Raw genomic sequence first — 13,515 nt, 5'->3', positions numbered from 1 at the left:
ACGCGCCGTGCCCGGGACGCCGGGCCGGTCGTCAGCCGAAGTTGGCCTGCCCGCCGTCGAGCGGGACGGTGGCGCCGGTGAGGTAGCGCATGCCGGGACCGACGAGCGCCGCCACCGCCCGCCCGATGTCCTCCTCGCAGTCCCCGACGTAGCCGAGCGGGATCGTCCTGCGGAACTCCTCCGCCTCGGCGGGGTTGGCCTCCATCCACCACCGCAGTCCCGGCGAGAGCGCGTGCGGGGCGATGGAGTTGGCGCGGATGCCGTCGGCCCCCCACTCCGCCGCGGCCGTCCGGGTCAGCGACCGGATGGCCTGCTTGGCTGCGGCGTAGGCGCCGTAGGTGCTCGGGTCCCAGCGGACCATGGCCGAGCTGACCAGGTTGACGATGCTGCCGCCACCCCGCCGCTTCAGGTGCGGGTGGCAGGCCCTCATGAAGGCGAAGGCCGCGAAGGGGCCGCTGCGGAAGCCCTGCCGGAAGTCGTCGTCGCTCATCGACAGCAGCGGGCCGAACGCGCCCGAGTAGGCGTTGTTGACCAGGATGTCGATCCCGCCGAACCGCGCCGCCACCCGCTCCACGACGTCCGGGACGGCCTCGGTGCCGCTCACGTCGCACGGGAACGGCTCCGCCTGCGCCCCGCGTTCGCGGATCAGCGCGCAGGTCTTCTCCAGCTTGGCCGCGGTCCGGCCGAGCACCGCGACGGACGCGCCCTCCGAGGCGAGGGCGAGCGCGATGCCCCGCCCCACCCCCTGCCCGGCCCCGGTCACGATCGCGGTCTTCCCGTCGAGGCTTCCCACGTGCTCTCCCGTCTCGCCGCAGTCGCCGATCCGCAATGGTGGGGGCGGAGGCGTTCCCGCGGGAGCGGGGGTCCCGCTCACCGGGAACCCCCTCCCGGCGGGCGGCGGGCGGCGCGGCACGGCGGTCCCGGTGACCGGGACGCCGCGTCCCGCGTCACCGGCGGCGGTCACAATGGGCGGCCGGAAGCGCGTGCCGGACGGTGCTCACGACCGCGTGCCGGACGGTGCCTTCGCGACCCGGCGGGACGAGAGGGAGACGATGAGCGTACCTGCGGATCCGAGAGCCTCCGCGGCGGAGGTCATGGCGCGGCTGACCGGCCCCGGCGGCGAGTTCGAGCTGGCCGAGGAGGAGGTGCTCGGCTCGCGGATGCGGGTGTTCGCCAACCGGCACGGGAACCTCGGCGAGGTGCTCGCCGCGTCGGCCCGGTTCGGCGACCGCGACTACGTGGTGACCGAGCACGAGCGGCTGAGCTTCGCCGCGCACGCCGTACAGGCCGCGTCGCTGGCACGGGCGCTCCACCGGCGGTACGGCGTGCGCGCGGGCGACCGCGTCGCGATCTTCGCGGCCAACTCCCCCGCCTGGATCGTCTCGTTCTGGGCCACGGTCGCGCTGGGCGCCGTCGCCGTGGGCTGCAACGCCTGGTGGACGCGGCGCGAGATCGCGTACGCGCTGGAGCACACCGAGCCGAAGGTGGTCGTCGCGGACGCCGGGCGGGCGGCGGCGGTCGGGGACGGCCTCCGGGGCGGTCCCGCCGTGCTGAGCACCGAGGAGGACGTCCCCCGCCTGGCCGCGCTGTTCCCGGACGCGGTCCCGCCGGAGTGCGGCGTCGCCGAGGACGATCCGGCGGTCATCCTGTACACCAGCGGGACGTCCGGACGGCCGAAGGGGGCGGTGCACTCGCACCGGAACCTCACCTCGGTCATCGAGTACCACCGGCTCAACGACGCCGTGGCCCGCGCGTTCGGCGATCCGGCCGACCCGGCCGACAGGCGCCACCTGCTGGCGCTGCCGCTGTTCCACATCGCCGGCCTGCACAACCTGGCCGTACCGCGCCTGGCGACCGGCAGCGCCGTCGTCATGCACCGGGGCGCCTTCGACGTGGACCGGGTGCTGCGGCTGATCGAGCGGGAGCGGGTCACCAACTGGGGCGCGGTGCCCACCATGGCGCACCGGCTGATCGAGCACGGCGACCTGTCGGGGTACGACCTGTCGTCGCTGACCGCCCTCGCCCTGGCCTCCGCGCCGTCCTCGCCCGCGTTCAAGGAACGGCTGAGGTCCGCCCTCCCGGTCGCGCGGCACGCCCTGGCCGACAGCTACGGGCTGACCGAGTCCTCGACCGCCATCTCGGTGGCCACGCCCATGGACCTCGCCGAGGCGCCCGGCACGCTGGGCCGTCCCGTCGCGACCGTGCAGCTGGAGATCCGCGGCCCGGACGGCGGAGCGCTGCCCGAGGGCGAGGAGGGGGAGGTCTGCGTGCGCAGCCCGTTCAACATGCTCGGCTACTGGCGGGACCCGGAGGCCACCCGGAAGGCGCTGCGCGAGGACCGGTGGCTGCACACCGGTGACATCGGCACGGTCGAGGGGGGACGGCTCCGCCTCACCGGCAGGCGCTCCGACCTGATCATCCGCGGCGGGGAGAACGTCTACCCCGCCGAGGTGGAGGGCGTCCTGGCCGAGCACCCCGACGTCCGCGAGTGCGCCGTCGTCGGCGTGGCCCATCCGGACCTGGGCCAGGAGGTCGCGGCGGTGGTCGTCACCGGCGGCGGGTCGCCGGTCGGCGAGGACGGGCTGCGGGCGTACGCCGCGGAGCGGCTGGCCTACTTCAAGGTCCCGGCCAGGTGGCGGATCACCGCCGAGCCCCTCCCCCGCAACGCGACCGGCAAGGTCGTCCGCCGCGAGGTCGAACGCTCCGCCGCCGACACCACCGGCACCACCGGCACCACCGGCAGCACCGGGGACTCCCGGGCCGCAGGAGCCGACGGAACCGGCGGATCCGTCAGATCCGCTCGATGACGGTGGCCGTGGCGTGGGCGCCGCCGGCGCACATGGTGACCAGGGCCGTCGACCGGTCCGACCGCTCCAGCTCGTGCAGGGCCTGGGTGATCAGCCGGGCGCCGGTGGCGCCGACCGCGTGCCCGAGGGCGATCGCGCCGCCGTTGACGTTGACCCGGTCCAGGTCGGCCTTGTGGACCTGCGCCCAGGAGAGCACCACCGCGGCGAACGCCTCGTTGATCTCCACCAGGTCGATGTCGGACAGCGTCATCCCGGCCGCGCGGAGCACGTGCTCGGTCGCCTGCACCGGCCCGTCCAGGTGGTAGTAGGGGTCGGAGCCGACCATGCCGGAGGCGACGATGCGGGCCCGGGGCCGGAGCCCTAGGTCGCGGGCCTTCTCCGCGCTCGTCAGGAGCACGGCCGCCGCGCCGTCGCTGATCTGCGAGGTGCTGCCGGCGGTGTGCACGCCGTCGGGCAGGACCGGCTTCAGCTTCGCCAGCGCCTCGGCGCTCGTCTCGCGCAGACCCTGGTCGCGGGTGACGACGGCGATCTCGCCCGTCGGCCCCTCCGGGCCCATGACGGGCGCCTCGACCGGGATGATCTGGCCGTCGAACCGTCCCCCGGCCCAGGCGGCGGCGGCCCGGCGCTGCGAGGTCAGGCCGAGGGCGTCGGTGTCGGCGCGGGTGATGCCCCGTCTCGCCGCGATGCGCTCGGCGGCGGTGAACTGGTCGGGCAGGTCCACCGACCAGCCCTCCGGGCGGGGGCTGCCGGTCTCGGGGGTGATCGCCTGGCCGAGGAAGACGCGGCTCATGGACTCGACCCCGCAGCCGATCCCGGCGTCGATCGCGCCGGAGGCGATCAGCCCGGCGACCAGGTGGACGGCCTGCTGGGAGGAGCCGCACGCGCAGTCGACCGTCGTGCAGGCGGTGCCGTACGGCAGGCCGGCGTGCAGCCAGGCCTGGCGGGTGACGTTGTTCGACTGCTCCCCCGCCTGGGTGACGCAGCCGCCGATCACCTGGCCGATCCCGGCCGGGTCCACTCCCGCGCGTTCCAGCAGGCCCTTCTGGACGAGACCGAGCAGCTCGGCCGGGTGCAGCCCGGACAGCACGCCCCTGCGGCGGCCGACCGGCGTGCGCGCGGCGTCGACGATGACGGCTTCAGCCATGGCTTCTCCTCGTTTCGGTCGGCCCCGCGGGAGGGGCGCGCGTGCCTGCGGACGGCCGGGACCGCGGCCGCCGGACCGGCCCGCCGGGCCCGGCAGCGCGACGTCACAGCGTCACGGCGCGAGGCTAGAACGGATTCCCTTCCCACAGGCCCCCGGTCCCGCTGAGTGGTCCCGCCTTCCCCGTAGTCGGCCGCTCCACTCACCGGGACGGACCCGGCGGCCGAACCGGAACGCGTACTAGTTTTCCCTCCACCGTGACCGCGCGCAGGACGGGAGCCGAGGACATGAGCGTGGACGTCACCCTGGAGGGCAGGACCGCCGTCGTCACCGGCGCGGGCGCCGGGCTCGGCCGCAGCGAGGCGCTGGCCCTGGCCGCGCGCGGCGCGAACGTCGTCGTCAACGACGTCGGGCCGGGCGCCGGCGACGTCGCCGCCGAGATCGAGGCGCTCGGCCGCAAGGCCGTCGCGGTGACCGGCGACGTCGGCGAGTGGTCCGTGGGAGAGCTTCTCGTGCGGACCGCCGTGGAGGCCTTCGGCGGCCTGGACATCGTGGTGAACAACGCGGGCGTGCTCCGCGACCGGATGCTGTTCAACCTGACCGAGTCCGACTGGGACGAGGTCGTCCGCGTCCATCTCAAGGGCCACGCCGCGGTGTCGCGCGCGGCGGCCGCGCATTGGCGCGCGGCGAGCAAGGCCGCCGGCGGGCCGGTCTACGGGCGCGTCGTCAACACCTCCTCCGAGGCGTTCCTGTTCGGCTCCCCCGGCCAGCCGAACTACGCCGCCGCCAAGGCCGGCGTCACCGCGCTGACCCTCGCGACCGCCCAGGGCCTGGCCCGGTACGGCGTGCGCGCCAACGCGATCTGCCCCCGGGCCCGCACCGCCATGACGGCGGGCGTGTTCGGCGCGAGCGCGCCCGCCGGCGGGCCCGACCCCCTGGACCCGGACCGGGTGGGGACCTTCGTGAGCTATCTGGCCTCCCCCGCGGCGGACGGGATCAACGGCCAGGTGTTCGTCGTCTACGGCGACATGGTCGCGCTCCTGGCGCCGCCGGCGGTGGAGCGGAGGTTCACCGCCGCCGGCGGCGCGTTCTCGGTCGAGGAGCTCGACGGGCTGCTCACGCCGTACTTCGACGGGCGCGATCCGCACCGGACCTTCGCCGCCCGCAGCGTGGCGCTGCTCGACGCTACGGGAGCGGGGAACGCCTCCTCCTGAGCGCGCCGCGCACCGGCACGAGCGCGAGGAGCCCGTACGGCACGGCGAACAGCGCGAAGACGGCGCCGTGCCCGGCGAACGCGGAGGCGGCGGCGTAGAGCCCGTAGACGACGACCGTCGCCAGCCCCGTACCGAGGCTCGCCAGGGAGGTCACCGTCGCGCGGCTCGGTCCGGTGATCCGGTCCTGCAGCCGCGCGTCGGCCGTCACGCTCGCCAGCTGGAAGACGCAGAACGCCGCCGCGACCGCGACGAGCCCCTCGGGGCGCCCGCTCAGCCCGCCGCCGGCACGGCGAGCGCGCCGAGCCGAGCAGCGCCGCGAACCCCCGGGCGCCCAGCCGGTGCCCGGCCCCGGCGAGCAGCGCGCCGGCCGTCACGCCCGACCAGACCAGCAGCACCCAGAGCGGTACGGCGTGCCCGGGGACACCCGTCTCCTGTGCCAGCAGTGCGACGTACTCCTCCAGCGCACCCCAGACGGCCGCCGTCGCGGGGACGAGCAGCAGCGCCCGCCGTACGGAGCGGTCGTCCCGCACCTCGGCCAGACCCGCCCGCAGGACCGCGGCATACCGGCGGAGGCCGTCCGGGCCCTCCGGGGTATCCGGGCCGTCCGGACCCGGCGAATCGATCGAATCGTCCGGGCCGTCCGAATCGGTCCGACGGCCCGGTCCGTCCGGTCCGTCCGGTCCGCCCGGTCCGTCCGAGACGCCCACGGCTCCGTCCCGGACCGGTGAACGCCGCGCACGGTGCTCGGGGAACGCCAGCCCCGCGACCGAGCACAGCAGGCAGGCGAGCACGCTCGCCGCGCCCAGCGCCCCGTGGCCGCCCGCGGCGAACACCGGGCTCGCGGCCGCGGTGGCCGCGGCGACCGCGCACATGCCGGCCACCTCGGCGCGGCCGATGACCCGGGCGTACCGGCCGGCCTCGCCCAGATGGTCGAGCTCCTCGTACACCAGCGCCTCGAAGGCGCCCGAGCCCATCGCCCCCCGTATCCCCCACAGCACGAAGCCCAGGGCGAACGCCCAGTAGGAGGGGGCGGCGACCCAGAGGGCGTAGCCGGCGGCCGCCGGGAGCGGGGCCAGGACCAGCAGCAGCCGGCGCGAGACCGCGTCGGCCCACACGCCGGAGGGGACCTCCAGCACGATGCCGGTCACCGACCAGATGACGAACAGCGAGGAGATCTCGGCGACGGACAGCCCGGTGTCGGCGAACAGCAGGGCGTACACCGGGTACAGCAGGATGAACTCGTCGAGGAACGTGTAGACGTAGACCGCGGCTGCCAGGCGGTTCGCGCGCGTTCCGGGCGCACGGGAAGAAGAAATGATCATGAGGTCTTTCCTTGGGGGCGATTCGGACATCCGGAAGCCGGTGCTCCCGGAGGTCCGCGGCAGCGCGCCCCGCGTCGACCTCTAGCGGTTGATTAATGTCGCCATGTCACACCGGTGATTCTAGAGCCTGTCCCGCGAATCCTTAAGGGGGAGCGCCCGGCGGATGCCGCGGCGCAGCCTGCCGTCCCGGGGCGGCTTCAACACTTTGCCCTTGCGCTAAGTGTTTCGTCGAGCGATGGTTAGCCGCATGGCACAGTATTCGGCGGAGCTCGACGGTGTGTTCGTCGCTCTCACCGACCCGACGCGGCGCGGCGTCATCCGACGCCTCGGCCGCGGGCCGGCGGTCGAACGCGGGCAGGCGACGTCACCGGCTCTTCCTGCTTCCGCGGCCGATCAGCGCACCGATCAGCATGCCGATGGCCGTGCACGCCACCAGAGTGATCCACAAAGGGGCGGTCACCACCAGCGTGAACAGCCGGATGGCCGTGTCCTGCCGATTCTGCAGGATGAAGACGACTGCCAGCACCAGAAGAGCAAGCGCCAGCCATACACGTGGCGGCACCGCCCTCCACGAGTTCGCCGGTCTCTGCTCTGTCACGGATCCCCCAAATGCGTGCAGCGGCTTCGGTTTCTGCCATACCTCGAAATCGCACCAGGTGCCCGTTCGGCGGAACCAGGCCGGGGAACCGGCATCGGCCGCCCCTAACCGAGGCGAACCGTCTGCTCCGCGACGCCGCCCGTCCCGCAGGACGACGCCCCTGCACGCCCCACCCCCATCGAGGCGGCGTTGCATTCCCAGACCTCGTGGTGGCGCCGGAGCGACGACGACACCGGCCGGTGAACCCCGGCGGTCGGAGGCCGCCGGTCAGGTCCGGTCTCCACAAGCCTCGCACGGCGGCGGGCACTCGAGGCCTGCGGGTCGACGCCGATGCCGGTGTCGGTGTCGGTGTCGGTGTCGGTGCCGGTCACCTCGTTCGCTTCCCGCTCACACCCCGGCGAGGACCTTGGACTTGGCCCGCTCGTACTCGTCGCCGGTGATGTCGCCCCGGCGCTTCAGGTCGGCGAGTCTGACCAGTTCGTCGGTGGTGCCCGAAGTGGCGGCGGTCTCACGCACATAGGTGCGGAACGCTTCCTGGCTCGCCTGCAGCCGCATCATCTCGCGCTCGCCCATGCCCCTGCCGCGGGCGATCAGGTAGATGAGGACTCCGGCGAAGGGCAGGAGCACCAGGGCGATGGTCCAGCCGGTCTTCCCCCACCCGCTGACGTTGTCGTCGCGGAACAGGTCGCCGATGATCCGGAAGAGCAGCATGAACCAGAGGATCCACATGAAGAACACGAGCATGGTCCAGAAGAGGTCGAGAAGGGGGTAGTCGTCCATCAGCCTGCTCCTCTCGGTCGCGCCTGCCAGGCGACCGCAGGACGGTCGCCCATGGCTGTGTACGCTCAGAGAACGCTAGTCATTTTGCCGCTTTTATAGATATATGACCGTTATTCCCTGCTCCTGTGAGCCCGACACCGGGCCAGACTTCTTTTCTCCAGAGCGTCTCCGCGCGGCCACGTCACCAGCCGAGCTCTCTGCGAGGTGACCGCTTCTTACCGCGCCGGGCCTTTCCGGCGCGGTTTTCGCACATCAGGTCGTCGGCGGACCGTGTGACATGAGCGGACGAGAAGCCTTCCCTTCGGCCGCGTGAACCTGTGATCCGCCCCCGGGGAGTGGAGCGGCACCGCGCGAGTCCGCCGACAAGCCGACCAGCCGGTAGATGCCCGGTTGAAGCGGCCCGCCGTCGTACGTTGGGTGCGTCACCTCCGCGTCCGGCGGGGCAGCGGCCACGAACCCGATACCGAACGCACGGGAGGCCGGTGTCCGCGCGCTCGGACCTCGGCCGGTCGGCACCGTCGTCCCGCACGGGCCGCAGGAGATGGAACGTCGAGATCCCAGGAGAGACATGAAGAAACCGGTGGAGCCGCACGGCGGGACGTCCGCGGTGCAGGTGCTGCTCTCGCCCGTCAACGTCTGGCGCTCAGGGCTCGCCGTAGCGGCCGTCGTCGCCGTGGTGCTCTTCCTCCACTTCATGATCACCGACGCGGGTCCGCTGGTCGCCATGCTGGTGATGGCATGGTTCCTCTCCCTGGCCATGGAGCCCGCCGTGCGCCGCCTGTCGCGGCGCATGCCCCGGGGCAGGGCCACACTGCTGGTGATGGCGCTGTTCATCCTCGCCTTCGTGCTCTTCCTCGTCCTGTTCGGCAGCATGTTCGTGCAACAGGTCGCGGTGCTGCTGAAGGCGCTTCCCGGAGTCGTCACCGGTGCCGTCGACTGGCTCAACGCCCGTCTCGACACCCGCTACGAGATCTCCGACATCCTGGACTCCCTCAATCTGACCCCGCAGCAGGCCGCGGAGTACGCGCAGGGCGTGCTCGGCGGCATGCTGGGCCTGCTGGGGACGGTGACCGGGGCGGTGTTCAACATGTTCACCCTGCTGCTGCTGACGTTCTACTTCTCGGCCGACGGGCCGAGACTGCGCCGATGGATCGCGCAGCTGCTGCCCGGCCGGCTCCAGCAGGTCTTCATCAGCATCTGGGACGTGTCCACGATCAAGACCGGCGGATACGTCTCCTCCCGGCTCATCCTGGCCGCCATCAACGGCACCGCCTCCGCCCTGGTGTTCCTGGCGCTCGGCATGCCCTCCTGGCTCGCACTCGGAGCATGGACGGGACTGGTCGCCCAGCTCGTGCCCACCATCGGCACCTACATCTCCATCGCCCTGCCGGTGGTGGTGGGACTGGTCTCGTCCCGGCCCTGGATCGGCCTGGCGGCGCTGGCCTGGGGCGTGCTGTACCAGCAGGTGGAGAACCTGACGCTGGAGCCGAAGATCAGCTCACGGGCGGTGGACATCCATCCCGGGGTGTCCTTCGCCGCCGTGATCCTCGGGGCGTCGCTGTTCGGCGCGATGGGCGCGCTGCTGGCCATCCCCGTGGCGGCCATGCTGCTCTCCCTGGTCGACACGTTCGTCACCCATCAGGAACTGCAGGAGGCCACGGCCGCCGAACCGCCCCCGCCGACGGGCGAACACGGATCGGCACCGCCGACGGGCGAACGCGGATCGGCACCGCCGAAGTGAACGGCGGCGCGCAGGCCCGTCGGCTCCCTCCACGGCAAGCGCGCTCCATGGCATGGCGCGCGTCCGGCCGACGCGGACGACACGCGACACGGGTGGAGGCCGGCCCCCACCCGTGCTCACCCGGCGAACCGCGAGACGCCTATAGGACGCCTTCTCTGCTGTACGCCTTCATCTCCCTGCCGTGGACGGCCAGCGCGTAGATCACCAGGACGTCGACGGCGATGACGATCATCGACCAGAACGGGTAGGCCGGGAACCAGGCGAAGTTGACGAGCGCCTGGAGCGCGGCGAGACCGATGCCGACCGCGCGCCCCCACGTCTTCCCCGACATGACGGCGGCGCCGGCGAGGGCGACGACCACACCCATGATCAGGTGCGTCCAGCCCCAGGCCGTGTAGTTGACGGGGATCGCCAGGTCGCCTGCGGTGACGAGGTAGAAGTCGGTGTTGAAGATGCCCACCAGGCCCATGAAGGCCTGGAAGCATCCCAGGACCATCATCGTGATCCCGGCGAAGACCACCCAGCCGACCCAGCCGGTGGGCTGGGGCCCTTCCTCCATCACCGGTCGGACCTGCGCCAGTTGCGGGTCCTGGCGCGGCTGGGGCACCGCCGCATGGTCGCGGGACGCCTCCTGCGTGCGCGCGTAACGCGGGTGTTCCATGGTTGGCTCCCTCCGCGCGGCGGGCTTCCGGGACATCCGTGTCGTGGTGATCCCATCCGCGCGCTGTCTGGGAATTCGGCGGCCCGAGCGGCTCTCGCCCCCATCGCCGCACCTAACCCTCTCCCCCTACCCGAAATCCCTCACATACTCCGCATTTCCTGCCAAATATAGACAAATCGGACACATCTTCGCTTGAAATCGAGCCTCCAGCGGGAGAGCCGCGCCAGGCCGAGGCTCCTTCACCTTCACCTTCACCATGGCCGGCCGGCTGCGGGACGAGTGCACCGGCGCACATCGCCCCGTCCGGGCATGCGGTAGTCCCCGTCCCGCGGCGTCTTCGATCGCGAAGTCCCCGCACGACCACGAAGCGGAGCCGGTCACCCCCGGGGTAGCCGGGAAACTGGCGGCGCTGGGTCGCGGCTCCCACCCAGTGGAAAAGGTCCAGTACGACCGCCACGGCGATCCAGAACCAGTCCCCTCCCCCCAGCCCGATGCCGGGTTTGTACATGATCACGTACATCAACGTCGCGAACGGCAGGAAGATCAGACCGAGCAGGGGCCAGATCCACGTGTCGAAAGCCGCGCTGACCAGGGCCGGCCGCGCCACCCAGATGATGAAGACGGCGAGTCTCGGAAAAACACCTGCAAAGATTGCGAACAAGCAACCCATGGCATCCAACCGCCTTTCATCCAGCATAAATCGGAAAAGGATGAATTGGATGATCCCCTCGGCCCGTCCATCCACTCCCAAGGATCTGCACGAAGAAGCCATTCTTCGTTTTGCTCATCCCATGCCTTGCGGTCACCCATAGGCCCTGTCCGCATTCACTTGAAGGGTGCATGGATTTCCTCAATGCAATATTTTGCCTGCTCGCGGTGATCGCCCGATCGGGAAGGGGGGATCACCAGGGACATGGAGGATGGCCTGGGAGATCACCGCCGTCACCGCCGCACACGGCGTGATGCGGCCGCTGCGGGCGTTTGCCGCAGAACCTCATCGGAGCCGCACGTCGCGGCGGCCGATCGCCGTCGGCGTGCCGCCCGCGCAATCGGGCGGCGGCCTGCACCCGCGTCGCATCTCCAGGCCACTCCGTCCCGGCAGCGGCTCTGCCCGGAAAAGAGCGGCCAAGGACTTCACATGTCCGGGATCGGCCGTCCGATCGGCCCTCCTCGCCGACGTAACCGATCAAAGGAAGAAACCCCAATGAGCAACCTCATCGCGATCTCCTACCCCGACGTCGCCACCGCCGTCGCGGTACGTGATCGCCTGGCCGACCTGCAACGGCAGAACCTGATCACGATGGAGGACGTGGTCGTCGTCGAGCGCCGGGCCGACGGCAGGATCAAGATGCACCAGGCCGTCGGCCTGACCGGTATGGGCGCGGCCGGCGGCGCGCTGTGGGGCGGCCTGATCGGGATGGTGTTCTTCATGCCGCTGTTCGGCATGGCACTGGGCGCCGCCACCGGAGCGGCCGGTGGGGCGATGATCGACGCCGGCGTCAACAACGAGTTCATGAGGGAGCTCGCAGACAAGCTCGAACCCGGCACCGCCGCGCTGTTCGTCCTGGTCGTGCGGAGCGCCCCGGACAAGGTCATTCCGGAGATCCAGCCGTACGGCGGGCATGTCATCCAGACCTCGCTCAGCCGCGAGGAAGAGGCGCAACTGCACGAGATGATGGAGGGGATCGGCGCCCGTTGACCGGGCAGGAAGCGCGCGACCGCCGGCATGTCCCGGTCGAACGGCTCCGAGGCGACGGGAGCTCATCACCGGCGCGCCGCGCGCCGTGTCCATGCCTCCGTGGAATCTGAGAACTCTCCGCCTGCGGCCGATCCGGCCACCACCATGAGAGGTCGCTATGGGAACGGCGCCCGATCCGGACGATGGCGCCCGCCTGCCGGCCGACGGCGAGCACAGGGACTACACCGGTGCCGTCTACGGATCACTGCTCGCCGCCTCCGTGGTGGCCGGCGCCGGAACACTCGGCAGATTCCCGCGGATAGAAATGATCATCCTGTTGGTCGGCACCGGTGCCGTGTTCTGGGCCGCCCATGTGTACGCCCACCTGTTCGGCGCCCGCATGATCTTCCAGACCATGAACATGGCCGATGTCCGCAAGGCCTGCGCAGAGGAATGGCCGATCATCAAGGCGACCGTTCCACCGGCCGTTGCCGTGGCCGTCGGCCCGCTGCTCGGTCTCGAGTCGCAGGGCACCGCATGGCTGGCCCTTGCGGTCGCCGTGGCCGGGCAGGTCGGCTGGGCGGCCGCAGCGGCCGTGGAGATCGGCGCCTCTTCCCGGATGGTGCTGGTCACGAGCGTGGTCAACCTGCTGCTCGGGCTAGTCATCGTGGCGTTGAAAGCCGCATTCCACCATTGAAACGAAGCCAGCCGAATTCACATTTCCGGATCGAGGCGACCATGTGCAGGTGGATGACGTACTGCGGAGAACCCATCCTCGCCGAGGAACTGCTGTTCCAGCCGGTTCACTCGCTCATCGACCAGAGCCTGCACGCCCGGCTCGGCGAGACCACCACGAACGGTGACGGTTTCGGCATCGGGTGGTACGGCGAGGGCGCGGAACCCGCCGTGTTCAAGAGCATCGAGCCCGCGTGGAACGACCGGAACCTCCGTGAGATCGCCCGGCAGATCCGCACCCCTCTGCTGTTCGCACACATCCGTTCCTCGACCGGCACCCCGGTGCAGCGCAGCAACTGCCATCCGTTCCGGTACGGACGCTGGCTGTGGATGCACAACGGGGTCGTGGAAGGGTTCCGTGAACTCAGGCGTGACCTGGCGATGGCGGTGGAGCCGTCGCTCTACCCCGCCATCGAGGGGTCGACCGACTCCGAGCTCCTGTTCTTCCTGGCGCTCACCTTCGGGCTGGCCGACGACCCTCCGAGCGCGGTCGCCCGCACCGTCGGGCTGGTGGAGGAACTCGCCCAGCGCCATGGCACCCCTCCTCCCGTCCAGATGACCGTGGCCACCACCGACGGCGAGTCCGTCTGGATGTTCCGCCACGCCAGTGCGGGCCGCCCCCGGTCGCTGTTCTACTCCACCGACATCTCCCAGGTGCGGCTGCTCCATCCGGAACTGGAGAGCCTGCGACGACTGGGGGCGGGGACACGGTTCGTCGTCTCCGAGCCGCTTCGCGATCTCACGGGTGCGTGGAACGAGCTTCCCGAGAGCTCTCACGGAGTGATCCGCAATGGAGAGGTGGAGATCCATGCGTTCTCCCCCTTGCGGGAGGGTTGAT

At 71.4% G+C, this 13,515-nt stretch carries 12 protein-coding genes and 1 pseudogene; 6 read left to right on the top strand and 7 right to left on the bottom strand.

Annotated features, from left to right (window positions below; translation table 11 throughout):
* Nucleotides 1-31 precede the first annotated feature (31 nt).
* Nucleotides 32-793 carry an SDR family NAD(P)-dependent oxidoreductase gene (locus ACWJ6R_RS02535; protein ID WP_449060648.1) on the bottom strand — a complete coding sequence of 254 codons (762 nt, stop codon included), beginning with the start codon at nucleotides 791-793 and terminating at the stop codon, nucleotides 32-34.
* Between the two features lie 259 nt (nucleotides 794-1,052).
* Here ACWJ6R_RS02535 and ACWJ6R_RS02530 point away from each other — a divergent pair, with 259 nt between their 5' ends.
* Complete coding sequence (locus ACWJ6R_RS02530; protein ID WP_449060647.1) at nucleotides 1,053-2,807, top strand: class I adenylate-forming enzyme family protein; 1,755 nt, start codon at nucleotides 1,053-1,055, stop codon at nucleotides 2,805-2,807.
* On the opposite strand, the gene ACWJ6R_RS02525 is transcribed toward ACWJ6R_RS02530, so the two are convergent.
* Nucleotides 2,791-3,951: a steroid 3-ketoacyl-CoA thiolase gene (locus tag ACWJ6R_RS02525; RefSeq protein WP_449060646.1), complete on the bottom strand. Its 1,161-nt coding sequence runs from the start codon at nucleotides 3,949-3,951 to the stop codon at nucleotides 2,791-2,793. The genes ACWJ6R_RS02530 and ACWJ6R_RS02525 overlap by 17 nt on opposite strands.
* Nucleotides 3,952-4,205: 254 nt before the next feature.
* Between ACWJ6R_RS02525 and ACWJ6R_RS02520 the strand changes: the two genes are divergently transcribed.
* Nucleotides 4,206-5,162 carry a 3-oxoacyl-ACP reductase gene (locus tag ACWJ6R_RS02520; protein WP_449060645.1) on the top strand — a complete coding sequence of 319 codons (957 nt, stop codon included), beginning with the start codon at nucleotides 4,206-4,208 and terminating at the stop codon, nucleotides 5,160-5,162.
* A 377-nt stretch (nucleotides 5,163-5,539) separates the two neighbouring features.
* Here ACWJ6R_RS02520 and ACWJ6R_RS02515 read toward each other — a convergent pair.
* The 3 genes and pseudogenes from ACWJ6R_RS02515 to ACWJ6R_RS02505 form a co-directional block, all read right to left on the bottom strand.
* Nucleotides 5,540-6,484: pseudogene (locus ACWJ6R_RS02515) on the bottom strand (MFS transporter); the annotation flags it as partial.
* Between the two features lie 364 nt (nucleotides 6,485-6,848).
* Complete coding sequence (locus ACWJ6R_RS02510; RefSeq protein WP_449060644.1) at nucleotides 6,849-7,010, bottom strand: DUF1049 domain-containing protein; 162 nt, start codon at nucleotides 7,008-7,010, stop codon at nucleotides 6,849-6,851.
* A 459-nt stretch (nucleotides 7,011-7,469) separates the two neighbouring features.
* Complete coding sequence (locus ACWJ6R_RS02505; RefSeq protein WP_449060643.1) at nucleotides 7,470-7,862, bottom strand: SHOCT domain-containing protein; 393 nt, start codon at nucleotides 7,860-7,862, stop codon at nucleotides 7,470-7,472.
* A gap of 568 nt (nucleotides 7,863-8,430) precedes the next feature.
* Here ACWJ6R_RS02505 and ACWJ6R_RS02500 point away from each other — a divergent pair.
* Complete coding sequence (locus ACWJ6R_RS02500) at nucleotides 8,431-9,603, top strand: AI-2E family transporter (protein WP_449060642.1); 1,173 nt, start codon at nucleotides 8,431-8,433, stop codon at nucleotides 9,601-9,603.
* 139 nt (nucleotides 9,604-9,742) lie between these two features.
* Here ACWJ6R_RS02500 and ACWJ6R_RS02495 read toward each other — a convergent pair whose 3' ends face one another.
* Nucleotides 9,743-10,264 carry a DUF7144 family membrane protein gene (locus ACWJ6R_RS02495; RefSeq protein ID WP_449060641.1) on the bottom strand — a complete coding sequence of 174 codons (522 nt, stop codon included), beginning with the start codon at nucleotides 10,262-10,264 and terminating at the stop codon, nucleotides 9,743-9,745.
* A gap of 112 nt (nucleotides 10,265-10,376) precedes the next feature.
* Complete coding sequence (locus ACWJ6R_RS02490) at nucleotides 10,377-10,961, bottom strand: hypothetical protein (protein ID WP_449060640.1); 585 nt, start codon at nucleotides 10,959-10,961, stop codon at nucleotides 10,377-10,379.
* Nucleotides 10,962-11,468: 507 nt separating this feature from the next.
* Between ACWJ6R_RS02490 and ACWJ6R_RS02485 the strand changes: the two genes are divergently transcribed.
* The 3 genes from ACWJ6R_RS02485 (at nucleotide 11,469) to ACWJ6R_RS02475 (ending at nucleotide 13,514) form a co-directional block, all read left to right on the top strand.
* The gene (locus ACWJ6R_RS02485) at nucleotides 11,469-11,963 is read left to right on the top strand and encodes a DUF1269 domain-containing protein (protein WP_449060639.1); all 495 of its coding nucleotides are present in this window, start codon (nucleotides 11,469-11,471) and stop codon (nucleotides 11,961-11,963) included.
* Between the two features lie 157 nt (nucleotides 11,964-12,120).
* Nucleotides 12,121-12,639 carry a hypothetical protein gene (locus tag ACWJ6R_RS02480; protein ID WP_449060638.1) on the top strand — a complete coding sequence of 173 codons (519 nt, stop codon included), beginning with the start codon at nucleotides 12,121-12,123 and terminating at the stop codon, nucleotides 12,637-12,639.
* A gap of 53 nt (nucleotides 12,640-12,692) precedes the next feature.
* A complete protein-coding gene (locus ACWJ6R_RS02475) occupies nucleotides 12,693-13,514 on the top strand; it encodes a class II glutamine amidotransferase (protein WP_449060637.1) in 822 nt (273 codons plus the stop codon).
* Nucleotide 13,515: the final 1 nt, after the last annotated feature.

It is taken from the genome of Planomonospora algeriensis, assembly GCF_977012225.1.
This window is presented reverse-complemented; position numbering and strand designations above follow the sequence as displayed.